The following is a 17,838-nucleotide window of genomic DNA, read 5'->3' as shown; positions in this document are numbered from 1 at the left end:
CGTGGATCGCCAACCCGTTGTTGCACAAGGGGTCGACGAGCGGGTTCAAGGGCCGGTAACGGTGACCAGATGGCGTTCGCCGGCCAGGCCGGGCACGCTCAGCGGGGTCACCTCGCGCACCTGCCAGCCCGCCGGCAGTGCGGCGATCTCGTCATGCGGGTAGACCCCCTTCATGGCCAGCAGCACGCCGCCGGGGCGCAGCAGGTGCCCGCCCACGCGGACGATGCCGGCCAGGGTGTCCATGGCGCGCGCGGTCAGCTGGTCGTAGGCGCCGGCCTCGTCCAGCGCCTCGGCGCGCGACTCGGCCACGCGGGCATTGGCCAGGCCCAGCTGGCGCACGGCTTCGCGCATGAAGCGCGCCTTCTTGCCGTTGCTTTCCACCAGGGTGACCTGCAGGCCCGGGCAGGCGATGGCCAGCGGGATGCCGGGCAGGCCGGGGCCGGTGCCCAGGTCGGCCAGGCTGCCATCGGCCACGAACGGCTGCATGGCCAGCGAATCGAGCAGGTGGCGGGTGACCATCTCCTGCGGGTCGCGGATGGCGGTCAGGTTGTAGGTGCCGTTCCAGCGGTGCAGCAGGGCCAGGTAGCGCAGCAGCGGCGGCGCCAAGTCGGCCGCCAGGCCCATGCTGGCCAGGCCCTGTTCCAGCGTGGCAACCACGCCGGCGGGAAGATCATGTTCGCTCATGCCGCCATTATCGCCGGTTTTGCCCGCCGGTTCGCCGCTTCGGTGCGCGGCATCAATCGGCATGCCAGGCCAATGCGGCGCGGAACTGGCCGCTGGCCTGCCATTCGTGCAGGTGCCAGCGCTCGGCCTGGCCCAGTTCGGCGTCGCAGGCCAGCAGGTGCAGCGCGCCATCGCGGCCGGGGGCCAGGCGCAGGCGGTGCAGGCCGAAGGAAATGCCCTGCCCGTGCGCCTTCAGGATCGCCTCCTTGGCGCACCAGACGCGGAAGAACCAGTGTTCGCGCTCGGCCACGGACAACCCTTCCAGCCAGGCCACCTCGTCGGGGTGGAAGAAGCGCTGCACGATTTCCAGCAGCCGCGGGCGTGGGCGCAGCAGTTCCAGGTCCACCCCCAGGCGCACGCCCTCGCCCAGCGCCACCAGCAGCACCTCGCCGCTGTGGCTCCAGCCGGTGCCGTAGTGGGCCAGCGCACCGGCCAGCTCGGGCCGACCCTTGTCATCGCGCACCAGCGGCAACGCCTCCGGTTCGACCCCCAGCGCCTGCGCCAGCACCTGCCGCGCCTGCGGCTCGCCCCGCTGGCCGGGCACATGCGGGCGCCGCCAGACGGTCACCGGGCCGAACCGCCAGGGGCCGTCCAGGGTGGCCGGCAGGCTCATCCGCACGCCCCCGTCACGGGATTGCACGACGGGTTCACGGCGCTGCGCGTCAACTGGCTGCGTTCCCTTCCGGAGGTCACGTACATGGGCATCATCATCTGGTTGATCGTGGGCGGCGTGGTGGGCTGGCTGGCCAGCATCATCATGCGACGCGACGCCCAGCAGGGCATCATCCTCAACATCGTGGTCGGCATCGTCGGCGCGTTGATCGCCGGCTGGTTGTTCGGCGGCGGCATCAACGAAGCGATTACGATCCGCACGTTCCTGTTCTCGCTGATCGGCGCGGTGATCCTGCTGGCCATCGTCAACCTGTTCACCCGCAAGAGCATACGGTGATCCGAGGGGTAGCGCCGGGCAATGCCCGGCGTCTCCCTGCCGCCGCTTCGCTCGCCGGGCATGGCCCGGCGCTACCGCTTCAACCCAATTCCACCCATGCCGGGGCATGGTCGCTGGGGCGTTCCCAGGTACGCGGCTCGCGGTCGATGCCCGAGGCCACCGCACTGCCCTTCAGCGCATCGGACACCAGGGTCAGGTCGATGCGCAGGCCCAGGTTGCGGCGGAAGCCGGCCGCACGGTAATCCCACCAGCTGAACACACCGGCCTCGTCGTTGTGCAGGCGGAAGCCATCGTGCAGGCCCAGCTGCAGCAGCTTGCTCAGCGCGCCGCGCTCGGCGGTGGAGGTGAGGATGTGGTTTTCGTTCCACACCTCCGGGTCGTGCACGTCGCGCGCGTCCGGGGCGATGTTGAAGTCGCCCATCACGATCAGCTTCGGGTGGCGCTGCAGCTCCTGCGCGATCCAGGCATGCACGGCTTCCAGCCAGCGCAGCTTGTAGTCGTACTTGTCGGTGCCGATGTCCTGGCCGTTGACCACGTACAGGTTGATCACCCGCAGATCACCGAAGGTGCCGGCGATGACGCGCTTCTGCTCGTCCTCGAAGCCGGGAATGCCGATCTGCACGTCCTGCGCCGGCTCACGCGACAGCAGGGCCACGCCGTTGTAGGTCTTCTGGCCAGCGAACACGCTGCGGTAGCCGGCGGCGATCAGCGCCGCTTCGGGGAACTTGTGGTCCTCCAGCTTGGTTTCCTGGATACCGACGATGTCCGGGCCGAAATCCTTGAGCCACTGCTCCAGGTGCGGCAGGCGGACATTGAGCGAATTGACGTTCCACGAGGCGATTTTCATGGGGGCATTCTACCCGGCCCTGCTTTGGTAGGCGCCAAACCCGCGTGCCAACCAAGGTTGGCACCTACCGGAACGCGGCCCCGTCAGTAGAGCCACGCCATGCGTGGCTTCACCGCAACAACACCTTCAACAACCCCGCAATCTTCGAATACGGCGGCCGCAGCCGGTCACTGGCCGCCCAGCGTGACTGCCACAGCACCGGCAGCAGCTTGCTCATGGCATCGAACCCGGCCCGGCCGTGGTACGCGCCCATGCCGCTGGCCCCCACCCCGCCAAACGGCAGGCCGTCGGCGGCGAAATGCAGCAGCGTGTCATTCACCGTCACCCCGCCGGCCACCACCTGGTCGAGGATGCGCTCCACCGTCGCGCGGTCCTGGCTGAAGGGGTACAGCGCCAGCGGGCGGTCACGCGACACCACGTCGGCCAGCGCCGCATCCAGGTCCGGGTAGGCCCGCACCGGCAGGATCGGGCCGAAGATCTCCTCGCGCATCAGGTCCAAGTCATCCGGCGGGTCCAGCACCACCGTGGGCACCAGCAGGCGCTCGCGGTCGGCGCGCGCGGCATCCACCTGGGCCAACGCAATGACCGGCACGCCGCGTTCGCGGGCCTGCGCCAGATAGCCCTGCAGGCGCTGGTACTGCCCCTCGTTGATGATGCGCGTGTAGTCGTCGGCATCGGCGAAATCCCCGTAACGCGCACGCACCTGCTGCTGCAGCGCCTGCACGAACTCGCGCTGGCGCAGGGTATCAATCAGCACGTAATCGGGCGCGATACAGGTCTGCCCGGCATTGAACCACTTGCCGGTGGCCAGCCGCGCGGCGGCTTTCTCAAGCGGGAAATCGCGGCAGACAATGGCCGGCGACTTTCCGCCCAACTCCAGGGTAAGCGGCACCAGATGCTCGGCCGCCGCCGCCATCACCTTGCGGCCGACGGCCGTTGAGCCGGTGAACACCAGGTGGTCCAGCGCCAGCGAGGAGACGGCCGCGGCCACGTCCGCACCACCCTGCACCACCGCCACGCGATCGGGCGGAAACACGCTGGCCAGCAGATCGGCCAGGAACGCGCTGGTGCGCGGCGTGTGTTCGGACGGTTTAAGCAGCACGTGGTTGCCCGCCGCGATGGCCGTGGCCAGCGGCACCAAGGCCAGAGTGACCGGGTAGTTCCAGGGCGAAATCACCCCGACCACGCCCAGCGGCGTCGGCCGCAGCTGTGCGCGCGCCGGCCACAGCTTCCAGCCGGCCGATGCCCGCTGCGGCTTGGACCAGCGCCGCAGGTGCCGGCGCAGATGGTTGATGGCCGACAGCACGCTCATGCCATCGGCCAGTTTCGATTCAACGTGGGCGCGGTGGCCGAAGTCCTCGGCAATGGCCTGGGCCATTTCATCCATGCGGGTCTGCAGCGCCTCGCGCAGGCGGCGCAGGTCGGCGTCGCGCTGGTCAAGCGAAGGGCGCTGGGCCTGCCAGGCGCTGCGCAGGGTATGCAGGATGGCGGGAAGGTCGGCTGGGGCGTTGGTGGTCATGGGCCGACTATACGAGCTACGGCGGTCATCGCCGCATGACAGGGGTCTGGAATCAACGGGGTCGGGTCGACTGGGTAGAGTCGACTGTTAGTCGACTGCTCCTGGCGCTATATCTGATTACCCCCGCGCTACGCACGATAGTCGACTCTACCCCGCTTCGCTTCTACCACTCCCTCAAGCAGAAAGGCGATGGTTCGAACCGTGGACTCTTCTTCGTTCCCTACTCAGGCACAGACTCCAGCCGCCAATCACGCAGGAGCTCGACCTCTCTCGCGATCGGACCTGCCTCTGCCCACGGAACGTCCGGCGATACTTCGTCCGCCGCCGGAATCCTCTGCAAAGGAGTACCCGTTTTTCCCGTGAAAAAATGGGGCATGAAGCAATACGGTGCATCTCCACTGTGACTGGGTATCTTCACCAACGTTGCAAATACCGCATTCAATGGCATCTTCGGCTTGTCGCCTGAGCACCAAGGATGCGAGGTAAAAGTATCCGGCACCTGTGCGCCAATCCGCTTGAACTCCGCGACGCTGGACACCTTGCCCAGAGAGAAGCGGCGTACCCGCGCCTCATCGTCCTCCAGTCCCGTCTCGATCAACCAACCCCAATTGTCATGCGCCGTACCGCCGTAGTCGCAGGTTACCAGTGTTACGTTTGGTGCTGCGTTGTTCCAGGACAGCCAGACCTTGTTCGTTCCGCACGCCGCTTTGATCAGGGGTGATCTTTTTTCGATCTGAACGTTGCCCTGACGCTTTGAGCTGATGACCGCCTTCACAACCTGGCGGTCGCTGGCTAATCCGGCCGGATCCTGCATCCTCCATGTCCACTCTACGGGCAGATGACGCCGTGACTCCAAGGGGTTCAGTCCCACCCCAAAGTAGTAATCACCGCGGAAATAGAATGCTGAGCAGGTAGCTTGCCACCCGGAGCCACAAGCAACCTCCGGATAGTCCGGATAAGCCGGCCAAGGACGAAGGTCATCTGCGTGCAGCGGTACCCATCCTGCATCAAGCAGCATCCTGCGTACCTGTGTGTACTCCATACCTTCTCGCACGCCAGTCACCCTATCGGCTTCTGCACGCTTCGCGGGGGGTGCGGGTGTGTCCGCCACCACAACGGACACCGCAACTAGAAGAAAGCCGAACATTATCTACTCTGGTGGGATCGCTTCTTCATACTATTCGGCGTGTGGACGCTTCGTCCGGCCCAGGGCAGTTCGCGCCACGCATTGTCGGATTCAACCAGGATTTCCCTCGTACTCCTTGCCAATTGCGTCAACTCGCGGCCTCATACAGGGAAGCCTGCAGCTTCGTACTTGTTTCATTGCCGATCAGCTTTACGTCCCTCAAGGTGAGCACCCGCCTGCCATGGTCATCGAGATGATGTGCAGGTTTCTGCATTTTTGGCTGGCTCCGCGATCTTTCTTGGAACGCAGGAATCATTCAACGTTGCACAATCTGTACAGTGGCTTCCAGCGCATGCAATCCGACTTGACCAGCAACCTGAAGTTCGCGAGATGATGGTGGCGCTAGCGATGGCCGCAGTGCTGTCTCTGTCTTCAGCGTCGAATGCACCTCTGCCGCCCAATGCCCATTTCGCGCTGGATGCAGAGCGCGAGTATTTCCCGATGGTGGGCGACAACCTTGCTTCGCTTGTGGGCGAGTTGGACGGTGAGTCCCCCTCCGGCGCCTCCATCAAGCGGGTGCTGGCCACGTTAGAGCAGCGACTGAATCGCACCTCATGCAAGCCAGAAAGCCCAGACACTACGCAGTCGCAGCCACGCGAAGTCATCTGCAACGTACCTGATGTAGAGCGCATATTTCCCTACTACGCAGACCTGCGGCAGGCAGAAACACCGGCGGAACATGATCGGCACGGCCGTCGCTTCCTCGACGCTTATGCGACATTGCTCAAGGATGCGGCGGATGTCGCCATCACTCGACCAAGCGAGGATGAGGCGGTGGATGGCTTGTTACATGTGCTATTCCCGTTCGAGGCCTGGGACGTGAGACTGGACATGCCACGCCCTGGCGGGCACTTCCCGTTTGTTCCTGTGTGCAACCTCGTTGTCGCTCGCGCTGCGCGCTGCCCAGGAGCCGACCAGTTGCGTAGAGAGATCGGGCAGGCAGGCGATGGGAGTGAACAGCGCTTGTTCTGCCTCAAGGAGTTCTCGAGGCGAAAGCTGGCGGAGGAAGGTGAGTGCCCCGAAATGGCCATCACAAACCCCTGATACCCATCGCATGCTCGCGCCTGCAAATGACGGTTTCCTGGAGAATGAACTTGTTGAGCTTGATCTTGGCAGTGCTCGCAACACTGGCTTCAACAGAGGATGCGAAGGCTGACGGCGGAAAATCGGTAAACGCTGGCAGCAACATCACACTCCGATACGACGGTGAGCAGAACGGTCGCTACCGGAACGTGTCAGTGATGAAGCACGGCAAGCTGGTGCGCCGCATGACACTGGGCGAGCGCTCTTACTTCCTGTTCGAGTACGACCCCGATCCGGCGACGTCTCCTGACGGCCGGTATGTGCTCGTCTCTGATGTGGAATCCGGAGAGGTTGGCATGCCGGATGGGCGCGGTTCTCTGCATGAAAGGCAGTATTGCGGTTTCATCGACACACAAAGCGGCTGCCTGCTGGCGCGACAGACCGGGCAATTCTGTGGAGGGCAATTCAATGACGCTGGCGCCTGGGTATCTCCTGCCCCTCCTGACCTGACCCTTGCGGATGGGCGCCCTACCGCAGAGGACTATGCCTCAGGCCGCCTGAGTTCCTCGGATGCACCGGATGGCTCCCTCGACAATCTGCTTCGCTGTGACCCGCCAGGACCAGGCAACTGGCACCACTACAGGAAGCTGATCGATGCAGGGACATTTGAGGTCACGCCTTTGGAGAGAGACGCGCTGTATGGGGGGTAGAGTCGACTGTCAGTCGACTGTCGCGCGCAGCGCGGGGTTTTCAGCGGTACCGCCAAGAGCAGTCGACCAACGGTCGACTCTACCCCAGCCGCATTCCCACAAACAGAAAGGCCGCGGTCTGCACCACGGCCTTTCCTTCATCCGATGAACATCATGCTTACTTGGTGATATCCACGTCCTTGGTCTCCCGCAGGAACAGGCCGCCGATCACCACCGACATCAGCGCGATGATGATGGGGTACCACAGGCCGTAGTACAGGTTGCCGGTACCGGCCACCAGTGCGAACGAAATGGCCGGCAGGAAGCCACCGAACCAGCCGTTGCCGATGTGGTACGGCAGCGACATCGAGGTGTAGCGGATGCGGGTCGGGAACAGTTCCACCAGGTAGGCGGCGATCGGGCCGTAGACCATGGTCACGTACAGCACCAGCAGCCACAGCATGAAGATCGTGCCGGCGTAGTTGATGCGCGAACCATCGGCCTTGGCCGGGTAGCCGGCGGTGGTCAGCGCGCCCTTCAGTTCGGCACCGAAGGCATCGGCCTTGGCCTTGCCTTCTTCCTTGGTCAGGCCGGCGGCCTCATACGAGGTCACGCTGGCCGTGCCCACGTTCACCATGGCCAGCGAACCGGCTGCGGCGGGCTGCACGTCGTAGGGCACGCCCGCCTTGGTCAGCGCGGCGGTGGCCACGTCGCAGGAGCTGGTGAACTTGCGCAGGCCGACCGGATCGAACTGGAACGAGCAGGTGTTGGGATCGGCAACCACCAGGGCCGGCGAGCTGCTGCGGGCTTCTTCGATGGCCGGGTTGGCGAAGTGGGTCAGGCCCTTGAAGATCGGGATGTAGGTGACGGCGGCCAGCAGGCAGCCGGCCAGGATGATCTTCTTGCGGCCGATACGGTCGGACAGCCAGCCGAAGAAGATGAAGAACGGCACGCCCAGCGCCAGCGCGGCGGCAATCAGCAGGTAAGAGGTGGTGGCATCGACCTTCAGCATGCTGCTCAGGAAGAACAGCGCGTAGAACTGGCCGCCGTACCAGACCACGGCCTGGCCGGCCGCGGCACCCAGCAGCACCAGCAGCATCAGCTTCAGGTTGCCGCCCTTCAGGCTGTCACGGAACGGGGTCTTGGAACCCTTGCCTTCGGACTTCATCTGCTGGAACAGCGGCGATTCGCTCAGCTGCAGGCGGATCCACACCGAAACGCCCAGCAGCAGGATCGACACCAGGAACGGAATGCGCCAGCCCCAGGCTTCGAAGGCTTCGTTGCCCAGGAAGTAGCGGCAGGCCAGGATGATCAGCAGCGACATGAACAGACCCAGCGTGGCGGTGCACTGGATGAAGCTGGTGTACAGGCCGCGCTTGTCGTCCGGCGCGTGCTCGGCCACGTAGGTGGCGGCACCGCCGTATTCACCGCCCATGGCCAGGCCCTGGGCCAGGCGCAGGATGATCAGGATCACCGGTGCGGCGAAGCCGATCGAGGCGTAGTTGGGCAGCACGCCGACCAGGAAGGTCGAGATGCCCATGATCAGGATGGTGACCAGGAAGGTGTACTTGCGGCCGATGCGGTCGCCGAGGCTGCCGAAGAAGGCCGCGCCGAACGGTCGCACGAAGAAGCCGGCGGCGAAGGCCAGCAGGGCGAAGATCATGCCGGTGGTTTCATTCACACCACTGAAGAACTGCTTGGCGATGATCGCGGCCAGGGAGCCGTACAGGAAGAAGTCATACCACTCGAAGACCGTGCCGAGGCTCGATGCGAAGATGACCTTCTTGTGGCCTTTGGTCAGGCTGCCCGCGGCGTTATGCGCGGTGCTGGGTGTACTGGACATGAGACGTTTTCCCCTTTGTAGGTGCCGACCGAGGGTCGGCACTCAATCTCGGTACGTGCCAACCAAGGTCGGCACCGTTTTCTGGTAGGTGCCGACCTTGGTCGGCCCCCAATCTCGGTAGGTGCCGACCTTGGTCGGCACGCTGTTAGAAGCTGTATTTCGTGGTGAACTGCACGCGGTTGATATCGCCCTTGCGCCCGTCTTCGATCTCGCGCACGCCGTACATGTACTCGGCACCGATATCGACCTTGGGCATCGGCGTGTAGAAGATGTTGCCGCGGATGCTCTGCACGCTCTTGGTCACCAGCGGGCCCAGGCTGCCATCGTTGTCGTAGTCACTGCGCGCGTAGATCAGGTTGGTGCGCAGCTTCGGGGTGAACGCATGCCGCCAGCCCACGTAGCCGGCAAGCACGCCGGTCGGGTTCAGTTCGTCACGTGCCACGTCGTAAGCGGTATCGGCGGTCACACCCAGACCGATGTAACGGGCAATGCCTTCACCACCGGTCAGCTGGTAATGCAGCGAATCGTTGCCGCCCATCACCCACTTGCCGCCCACGGTCAGGCCGCCGCCCACCTTGTCTGCCTTGGCCCCGGTGGCCTGGTTGTCGACCTTCAACTGGCGCACGATGCCACCCACGCCGAAGGTGCCCCAGTCGCCCTTCCAGCCATAGCGCAGGGTCAGATCGGGCAGGCTGCCGCGGTCGGAGTTGGCGCTGGCGTTGGTCCAGGCCCCGGTCACCGGGTTGCGGGTGCCGGTCAGGGTGGTGGTTTCCGGGTTTTCCAGCGCCACGCTGAAGCCGCCGTTGGTGTAACGCACCTGCGCCTGCCTCACGAAGATCACACCGTCGGTGGGACCGACGAAATCGACCGCTTCAGGCAGCGCTGCGGCGTCCATGAAGTTGGACCAGGTCTGGCCGGCCAGCCAGTTGTTCCAGTACATGTACGCATGGCGCAGGGTCACGCCGTAGGTGTTGGTGGCGGTCTGGTTGCCCAGCGAGTTGCCGAAGAAATCCATCTCGAACAGCGCGCCGGACTTGTTGCCCGATTCGCTGACGTTGTCGATGCCGATGTTGAAGCGCGAGAACTTGGCGTGGGCGTTGTAGTCCACGTCCGAGCGCTTGCCGCTGCCGCCGGCGCCGGCCACCGGGGTCTGGCCCGGCAGGTACAGCGCGCGGCCGGTGGCATCGTCGGCCAACTGGCCATCGCCGGTCTGGGTGGCCAGGAAGTCGGCCTTGATGAAGCCGCCGATCTTGACCGTGGTGCCCGGCGCCGCGCCGGGGGTGATGGTGGTGACCTGGATCGGCTGCTTGCCCGCCGGCACGGCCGGCTTCTGCTCGGCCTGCACGGTGCGGACTTCGGTGACCGCCTGCTGGGTCTGCACGATCTGGGTCTGTTGCTGCTGCTGCGACGACAGCAGCGCCTGGACCTGGCGTTCCAGCTCGGCAACGCGCGCTTCCAGTGCCTTCTCTTTGGCGGTTTCTGCAAACGCCATGCCCGGTGCGACCAGGGCAACCAGCAAGCAGGCCGCCAAAGGTTTGCGCACGGCTTTCAACGTACGGTGGCTCATGTTGCCCTCTCTCCCAAGTGGCAAGGTGATGCCGCGCGTGGGGCACGGTCGAGCCGAGACTGCGGGCGGTTTATGTATAGCGGTATTCGCCATTGGTCGAAGCCGGGCTGCTACGGGCCGGTCTTTCGACCAAGGTCTAAGCGCGGCGATAACGCGGGCGGGGGTGGATGGGGCAAACTGAGGGGGAACGGCCGCTGCGATGCTGCGGACGCACATGAAAAGTCAACGTGCAAGTGAGGGTGCCATGGCTGATATCTACCCCGTCGATCCGCAGTTCGCCGCCAAGGCACGCATCGACAAGAAGTCCTACGAACAGCAGTACCAGGCGTCGGTGTCCGATCCGGATGCCTTCTGGGGGAAGGCCGCGCAGCGGCTGGACTGGATGCGTGCGCCGACCAAGATCCGCAACGTCAGCTACGACCTGGCGGATTTCCACATCAAGTGGTTCGAAGATGGCGAGCTCAACGCCAGCGTGAACTGCCTGGATCGCCAGCTCGAAACGCGCGGCGACAAGACCGCGTTGCTGTTCGAGCCGGACAGCCCGGATGCACCGGCCCAGCACGTGACCTATCGCGAGCTGTACGAGCGCACCTGCCGCCTGGGCAATGCGCTGCGCAACCTGGGCGTCAAGAAGGGTGACCGGGTCACCATCTACCTGCCGATGATCGTCGATGCTGCGGTGGCCATGCTGGCGTGCGCGCGCATCGGTGCGATCCACTCGGTGGTGTTCGGTGGCTTCGCCCCGAACTCGATTGCCGACCGGGTGAGCGATTGCCAGAGCAAGCTGATCATCACCGCCGACGAAGGCCTGCGCGGCGGCCGCAAGGTACCGCTGAAGGCCAACGTGGATGCCGCGCTGAAGCTGCCGGGCACCAACACGGTGGAAACCGTGCTGGTGGTGCGCCACACCGGCGGTGCGGTGGACATGCAGGCCCCGCGCGACCGCTGGTTCCATGACGTGGTGGACAGCCAGCCGTCCACCTGCGAACCGGAGCGCATGAACGCGGAAGATCCGCTGTTCATCCTTTACACCTCCGGTTCCACCGGCAAGCCCAAGGGCGTGCTGCACACCACCGGCGGCTACCTGCTGTACGCGGCCTACACCCATGAAGCGGTGTTCGACCTGCGCGAGGACGACATCTACTGGTGCACCGCCGACGTCGGCTGGGTCACCGGCCACAGCTACATCGTGTACGGCCCGCTGGCCAACGGCGCAACCTCGCTGATGTTCGAAGGCGTGCCGAACTACCCGGACACCTCGCGCTTCTGGAACGTGATCGACAAGCACAAGGTGTCGATCTTCTACACCGCCCCCACCGCCATCCGTGCGCTGATGCGCGAGGGCGAGGAGCCGGTGAAGAAGACCTCGCGCGCCTCGCTGCGCCTGCTTGGCAGTGTTGGCGAACCGATCAATCCGGAAGCCTGGCGCTGGTACTACGAGGTGGTGGGTGACAGCCGTTGCCCGATCGTCGATACCTGGTGGCAGACCGAAACCGGCGGCATCCTGATTTCGCCGCTGGCCGGCGCGATGGATCTGAAGCCGGGTTCGGCCACCCTGCCCTTCTTCGGCGTACAGCCGGCGCTGGTCAATGCCGATGGCGAGATCCAGGACGGCCCGACCGAGGGCAACCTGATCATCCGTGATTCCTGGCCGGGCCAGATGCGCACGGTGTATGGCGACCACCAGCGCTTCATCGATACGTATTTCCGCACCTATCCGGGCAGCTATTTCACCGGCGACGGCTGCCGCCGCGACGAGGACGGCTACTACTGGATCACCGGCCGCGTGGACGATGTGATCAACGTGTCCGGCCATCGCATCGGCACCGCCGAAGTGGAAAGCGCGCTGGTCTCGCACCCGAAGGTGGCCGAGGCGGCCGTGGTCGGCTTCCCGCACGACGTGAAGGGCCAGGGTATCTATGCCTATGTGACCCTGGTGGCCGAAGAGGCCCCCAGCGACGAGCTGCAGAAAGAGCTGGTCGCCTGGGTGCGCAAGGAAATCGGCCCCATCGCTACGCCGGACCACCTGCAGTGGGCGCCGGGCCTGCCGAAGACGCGCTCGGGCAAGATCATGCGCCGTATCCTGCGCAAGATCGCCGAGAATGCACCTGACCAGCTTGGCGACACCTCGACCCTGGCCGATCCGTCGGTCGTGGCCTCGCTGGTGGACGAGCGCAAGGTGCGCTGATGCATCACCCGGGGTCGGATCCCTTTCCGCAAGGAAAGGGCTCTGACCCCAGCAGATTCCGGCCTCCACGGGGTCAGAGCCCGTCCCTGACGGAACGGGATCTGACCCCGAACAGTTTCCCCCACGGTTCCCCCCGACCATGACCACCCTTCTGATTGCCGATGACCACCCCCTGTTCCGCGAAGCCCTGCGCGGGGCGGTGCAGCGGGTCATCCCCGGCGTGCAGTTGTTCGAGGCCGACAGCGTGGAAGCGCTGTACGCGCTGGCCGACCAGCACAACGATGCCGACCTGGTCCTGATGGACCTGAACATGCCCGGTGCGCAGGGCTTCAATGCGCTCGTACACATGCGGTCGCTGCACCCGCACCTGCCGGTGGTGGTGGTCTCTGCGCGCGAAGAAGCCACGGTAATGCGCCGAGCGCTGGACCACGGCGCGCTGGGCTTCATTCCCAAGTCGGCCGACTCGGACACCATCGGCCATGCGCTGGGCACCATCCTGGATGGCGAAACCTGGGCGCCGCCGGAAGCGCACAACGTGCCGCCCACTGGCAGCGAGGAACGCGAAGTCGGCCAGCGCCTGCGCGAGCTGACCCCGCAGCAGTTCCGCGTGCTGCAGATGCTCGGCGCCGGTCGCTTGAACAAGCAGATCGCCTACGACCTCAATGTTTCCGAAGCGACCATCAAGGCGCACGTGACCGCGATCCTGCGCAAGCTGGGGGTGACCAACCGCACCCAGGCCGTGCTGATGGCCGGCAAGCTGGCCATCGACGACGACGCCATCGTGCTGCCGCCGGAAGAAGACTGACCCTCGCCGGGCATGGCCCGGCGCTACCTTGACCACCTTGGTGGGTGCCAAGCTTGCTTGGCACGCTTCTGCTTCGCCTCGATATAGCCTTCGCTATACAAACCAGCCCTGCCTGCGCGTTTGCCTGGAAATGCGCCACGCGCGGATCGCGGTGCTAAGCTTCGCGTCCCCTTGGGGAGTAGCCGGATTCCTTCGCAGGAATCGTCCACGTCAACATACTCGGCCAGTGCGCCGTGGCGTGGACAACCATGATGGTTGGCGAGACCAGCGGCCCGCGTGCGCAATCTCAGGTTGGGCGCGAACGCGAGCCGTGCGTCCGTCCTTGCCCGACCTTCGGTTGCCGCCCATGTCTCCTGTTTCGATCCTCCTGATCGGCTTTGCCATGTCCACCGATGCCTTCGCTGCGGCGATCGGCAAGGGTGCGGCCATGCGCAAGCCGGTGTTCCGCGATGCACTACGCGCCGGCATCATCTTCGGTGTCATCGAGGCGATCACGCCCATCATCGGCTGGCTGCTCGGCCGCGCCGCCCTGCAGTACGTGGAAGCCTTCGACCACTGGATCGCGTTCGGCCTGCTGGCCGCACTCGGCATCCATATGATCTACAACGGCGTGCGCCCGGACAGCGGTGAAGAAGAGGAAGACCCCTCGCAGCATCACGGTTTCTGGAAGCTGGCACTGACCGGTTTCGCCACCAGCATCGACGCGATGGCCGTGGGCATCGGCCTGGCCTTCATGGACGTGCATATCGGCGTGATGGCGGCCGTGATCGGCCTGTGCACGCTGACCATGGTCACCGCCGGCATCATGCTCGGCCGTGTGCTGGGCAGCATGGTCGGCAAGCGCGCCGAGATCATCGGGGGCGTGATCCTGATCATCATCGGTTCGACGATCCTGTACGAGCACCTGCACGGCGCCGCGTGACGGGTTGGTTACCGTGGCTGCCGGGCATGCAATCCCGCATCGTGCCAACCAAGGTTGGCACCTACCGGATCCACGCATGGCGTGGATCTACGGTGACGTTCCTGCGTCGCGCAATGCGCCCAGGAAGGCGCGCAGCGAGGCGGGCTTGATCGGCTTGGTCAGCACGCGGTAGCCGCGTTCGCGCGCCATCCGCTTCAATTCGTCACGACCATCGGCGGTCAGCAATGCGCCCGGCAGCGGGTAGCCCGCGGCCTCGCGCAGCGCCACCAGCGCATCCAGGCCATCCATGCGGTCATGCAGGTGGTAATCCACCAGCATCACCTGCGGTCGCTCGGCAATCCGTTCCAGTGCCTGGTCCACGGTGGAGGCGGTGATCACCTGCACCTGCCAACGGCCCAGCAGCGCGCGCATGCCGTCCAGGATCTCCTCATCGTTGTCCACGCACAGCACGCGCAGGCCGGCCAGCGAATCGCTGCGCACCGCCGGTGCGGCTGCAGCCACGACAGCGGCCGGCTCGGTGTAGCCCGGCAACGGTGCCACCCGCGGCAGGATGATCGAGAACATCGAGCCACTGCCGACCCGGCTGCGGGCGTTCAAACGGTGGTCCAGCAGGCGCGAGATGCGCTGGCAGATCGACAGGCCCAGGCCCAGCCCCTGTTCGCCCCAGTCGAAGGGCTGCTGGTAGCGGTGGAATTCGTCGAAGATCTGCCGCATGTGGTGCTCGGGAATACCTGGTCCGGTATCCCACACCTGCAGTTCCACTTCGTCGCCGCGCTGGCGCACGGCCAGCACGATGCGGCCCTGGCGGGTGTAGCGCAGGGCATTGGCCAGGAAGTTCTGCAGCACGCGCCGCAGCAGGCGACGGTCGCTGCGCACCCAGGTGGTGCGCGCGAACAGGTCCAGGCGCAGGCCACGGCCCGCAGCCACCGGGGTGTACTGCGCGGCCAGCTCGCGCATCAGCGCGCTCACGTCGAACTCGCCGATGACCGGGTGCAGGCCACCGGCATCCAGCCGCGACACGTCCAGCAGGCCATCCAGCAGTTCTTCGGCCGCGCGCAGCGACGCATCCACGCGTTCGGCCAGGTGCTTCTGCTCATCGCTCACGTGGTCGCTGTCACGCAGCGCCGAGGCGAACAGGCGCGCCGCGTTCAATGGCTGCAGCACGTCGTGGCTGATCGCCGCCAGGAAGCGCGTCTTCGACTGCTGCGCCACCTCGGCTTCATGCGAGCGCTCGGCCACGCGCTGCTCCAGCGTCTCGTTGGCTTCCAGCAGCGCTTTTTCCGCGTGCTTGTAATCGGTGATGTCGTTGTAGCTGGTCACGTAACCGCCGCCGGGCAGCGCCTGGCCACGCATCTCGATCACCTTGCCATCGCTGCGGGTGCGCTCGAACACGTGCGGCGAACCGGCGCGCATGTAGCCGATGCGGCGGTTGATCTGCACTTCGATATCGCCTTCGCCCAGCTCGCCGCGTTCGGCGTTGTAGCGGATCAGGTCGGCGACCGGGCGGCCGACGTAGAGCATGCCGTCGGGATAGCCGAACATGTCCTGGTAACGGCGGTTCCAGGCGGTCAGGCGCATGTCCGGGTCGACCACGCTGACGCCGGCGCTGATGTTTTCCAGCGTGGTGGACAGGATCTCGCGGTTGAAGCGCAGCTCCTGCCCGGCTTCATCCAGCACCGCCACCACTTCGCCCAGGTCCATGCCCGAACCACGCAGCAGGCTGGTCAGCAGCAGGCGTGCGGAGGCGGCACCGATGGATGCAGCCAGCAGACGTTCGGTGAACTGCACCCACGGCCGGTCGGCCGGTGCCGAGGACTGCAGTTCGCGACCCAGCGACTGCGCCTGTTCGAAGAACGAGCGCTGCGCATGGCGCTCGCCCACCACCCGCGCGGCCAGCGCCAGCAGGTCGCCCACGTGCACGTGGCCGGGCCAGCCACCGGCGACCGACGGCCGTTCCGCGTAGGGGTCCAGGAAGGGGGCCGCACGCAGGCGCTCGTCCACGCCGGGGCGCCAGCGCGCGGACACCAGCATCATCGTCGCCGCGTTCACCAGCAGCGACCAGAACGTGCCGTGGGTGAGCGGGTCCCAGCCGGTCATGCCGAACAACTGCTGCGGGCGCAGCCAGTCGATACCGAACGGGCCGTGCTGCACCCACGCCGCATCCACCCAGCCGGCCAAGGTCATCGCCGGCAGCAGCAGGGTGTACAGCCAGGTGGCAAAGCCCAGCAGCATGCCGGCTTCCACGCCACGGCGGCTGGCGCCACGCCAGTACAGACCGCCAATCAACCCCGGCGCGAACTGCGCCACCGCTGCGAACGCCATCAGGCCGTAGGACGCCAGGGTGCTGTCGTTGCTGCTGCTGCGGTAGTAGCTGTACGCCATCAACGCCAGCAGCAGGATCGCCAAACGGCGGATCCACAGCACGCGCGAGGCCACGTCGGCCGCTTCCTGGTGGTCGCCACTGCGGCGCAGCAGCACCGGCATCACCAGGTCGTTGCTGACCATGGTGGCCAGCGCGATGGACGAGACGATGACCATGCCGGTGGCCGCCGAGAAACCGCCGACGTAGGCGATCAGGGCCAGCGCATTGCGCCCTTCGGCCAGCGGCAGGGCCAGCACCATGGCATCGTCGGCCACGCTGCCGCCGGTGCCGAACAGGCTGACGCCGGCGGTAGCGATCGGCAGCACCATGGCCGAGATCAGCACCAGGTAGCCGCCGAACATCCAGCGCGCACGGCGCACGTCGCGCACGTCGCCGCACTCCACCACCGCTACATGGAACTGGCGCGGCAGGCAGATGATGGCCAGGAAACTGAGCAGGGTCTGCGAAATGAAGCCCACCGGCGGCAACCCGGTGAACAGCGTATGCACCGAAGCGACCACCGCCTCGCTGCGATCACTCAGCCACAGGTAGGCGAACACGCCCACCGCCAGCATCGCGCACAGCTTGATGACCGATTCAAAGGCAATGGCCAGCATCATGCCGTGATGGTGCTCGGTGGCATCGACCTGGCGGGTACCGAACAGGGTGGCGAACAGGGCCATCAACAGCGCCACGTACAGCGCCGGGTCGGTGAAGAAGCCGGTGGGCCCGCTGTTGCCGGTCAGCACCTGCAGGCTCATGGCCACGGCCTTGTACTGCAGGGCCAGGTACGGAACGATGCCGATCAGGGCGATGATCGCCACCAGCGCGGCCAGCCGCCGCGAGCGGCCGAAGCGCGAGGAGATGAAATCGGCGATGGACACCACGTTCTGGCTGCGTGCGATCAGCGCCAGCCGCTCGATGATGCGCCAGCCGAACAGCAGCAGCAGCAACGGGCCGATGTAGATCGGCAGGTAACCCACGCCGTTGCGCACGGCGGTGCCCACGGCACCGTAGAAGGTCCACGACGAACAGTAGACGGCCAGCGCCAGGCTGTAGACCACCGGCCGCAGCCACGGGCGGTCGGGATACATGGGCCGTCGGTCACCCCACCACGCCACGCCGAACAGCAGCGCGGCATAGGCAACCGAGACCAGCAGCAGGATCCAGCTGGAGACCACGCGTGCGTTTCCGTCAGAGGAACCCGCAGTGTAG

General features: G+C 65.7%; 14 protein-coding genes and 1 riboswitch. Of the genes, 6 read left to right on the top strand and 8 right to left on the bottom strand.

Annotated features, from left to right (window positions below):
• Positions 1–45 precede the first annotated feature (45 nt).
• Positions 46–684, bottom strand: coding sequence for a 16S rRNA (guanine(527)-N(7))-methyltransferase RsmG (gene rsmG / locus G4G00_RS15675; protein WP_108754900.1), 639 nt, complete (start codon positions 682–684; stop codon positions 46–48).
• Positions 685–736: 52 nt separating this feature from the next.
• The gene (locus tag G4G00_RS15670; protein WP_108754617.1) at positions 737–1,336 is read right to left on the bottom strand and encodes a 4'-phosphopantetheinyl transferase superfamily protein; all 600 of its coding nucleotides are present in this window, start codon (positions 1,334–1,336) and stop codon (positions 737–739) included.
• Between the two features lie 84 nt (positions 1,337–1,420).
• On the opposite strand from G4G00_RS15670, the gene G4G00_RS15665 reads away from it, so the two are divergent.
• Positions 1,421–1,672 (top strand): GlsB/YeaQ/YmgE family stress response membrane protein, encoded by a 252-nt coding sequence (locus tag G4G00_RS15665; protein WP_108754901.1) that lies wholly within the window; start codon positions 1,421–1,423, stop codon positions 1,670–1,672.
• A gap of 79 nt (positions 1,673–1,751) precedes the next feature.
• Here G4G00_RS15665 and xth read toward each other — a convergent pair whose 3' ends face one another.
• From xth to G4G00_RS15650, 3 genes are all read right to left on the bottom strand, one after another.
• Positions 1,752–2,519, bottom strand: a complete 768-nt coding sequence (gene xth, locus G4G00_RS15660; protein ID WP_164274893.1) for an exodeoxyribonuclease III — start codon at positions 2,517–2,519, stop codon at positions 1,752–1,754.
• Between the two features lie 109 nt (positions 2,520–2,628).
• Positions 2,629–4,038, bottom strand: coding sequence for a coniferyl aldehyde dehydrogenase (locus G4G00_RS15655; protein ID WP_108754619.1), 1,410 nt, complete (start codon positions 4,036–4,038; stop codon positions 2,629–2,631).
• Positions 4,039–4,258: 220 nt separating this feature from the next.
• Positions 4,259–4,852, bottom strand: a complete 594-nt coding sequence (locus tag G4G00_RS15650; RefSeq protein WP_159094028.1) for a hypothetical protein — start codon at positions 4,850–4,852, stop codon at positions 4,259–4,261.
• A gap of 570 nt (positions 4,853–5,422) precedes the next feature.
• Between G4G00_RS15650 and G4G00_RS15645 the strand changes: the two genes are divergently transcribed.
• On the top strand, positions 5,423–6,268 hold the full coding sequence (locus G4G00_RS15645) for a hypothetical protein (RefSeq protein ID WP_159094029.1): 846 nt from the start codon (positions 5,423–5,425) through the stop codon (positions 6,266–6,268).
• Between the two features lie 50 nt (positions 6,269–6,318).
• A complete protein-coding gene (locus G4G00_RS15640; protein WP_159094030.1) occupies positions 6,319–6,957 on the top strand; it encodes a hypothetical protein in 639 nt (212 codons plus the stop codon).
• A 157-nt stretch (positions 6,958–7,114) separates the two neighbouring features.
• On the opposite strand, the gene G4G00_RS15635 is transcribed toward G4G00_RS15640, so the two are convergent.
• Together G4G00_RS15635 and G4G00_RS15630 are read right to left on the bottom strand one after the other, a co-directional pair.
• The gene (locus tag G4G00_RS15635) at positions 7,115–8,779 is read right to left on the bottom strand and encodes an MFS transporter (RefSeq protein ID WP_108754622.1); all 1,665 of its coding nucleotides are present in this window, start codon (positions 8,777–8,779) and stop codon (positions 7,115–7,117) included.
• 145 nt (positions 8,780–8,924) lie between these two features.
• Positions 8,925–10,346, bottom strand: a complete 1,422-nt coding sequence (locus G4G00_RS15630; protein ID WP_108754623.1) for a DcaP family trimeric outer membrane transporter — start codon at positions 10,344–10,346, stop codon at positions 8,925–8,927.
• Between the two features lie 244 nt (positions 10,347–10,590).
• Here G4G00_RS15630 and acs point away from each other — a divergent pair, with 244 nt between their 5' ends.
• The 3 genes from acs (at position 10,591) to G4G00_RS15615 (ending at position 14,261) form a co-directional block, all read left to right on the top strand.
• Positions 10,591–12,534 (top strand): acetate--CoA ligase, encoded by a 1,944-nt coding sequence (gene acs / locus G4G00_RS15625; protein ID WP_108754624.1) that lies wholly within the window; start codon positions 10,591–10,593, stop codon positions 12,532–12,534.
• Positions 12,535–12,673: 139 nt separating this feature from the next.
• A complete protein-coding gene (locus tag G4G00_RS15620) occupies positions 12,674–13,339 on the top strand; it encodes a response regulator transcription factor (RefSeq protein WP_006477308.1) in 666 nt (221 codons plus the stop codon).
• Between the two features lie 167 nt (positions 13,340–13,506).
• Positions 13,507–13,596, top strand: a riboswitch (yybP-ykoY riboswitch).
• Positions 13,597–13,685: 89 nt separating this feature from the next.
• Positions 13,686–14,261, top strand: coding sequence for a manganese efflux pump MntP family protein (locus G4G00_RS15615; RefSeq protein WP_108754625.1), 576 nt, complete (start codon positions 13,686–13,688; stop codon positions 14,259–14,261).
• A gap of 87 nt (positions 14,262–14,348) precedes the next feature.
• Here the strand turns inward: G4G00_RS15615 and G4G00_RS15610 are convergent, their stop codons facing one another.
• A complete protein-coding gene (locus G4G00_RS15610) occupies positions 14,349–17,804 on the bottom strand; it encodes a PAS domain-containing hybrid sensor histidine kinase/response regulator (protein WP_108754626.1) in 3,456 nt (1,151 codons plus the stop codon).
• Positions 17,805–17,838 lie beyond the last annotated feature (34 nt).

The organism is Stenotrophomonas sp. B1-1 (genome assembly GCF_010894375.1).
In the GTDB taxonomy this organism is placed as follows: domain Bacteria; phylum Pseudomonadota; class Gammaproteobacteria; order Xanthomonadales; family Xanthomonadaceae; genus Stenotrophomonas.
This window is presented reverse-complemented; position numbering and strand designations above follow the sequence as displayed.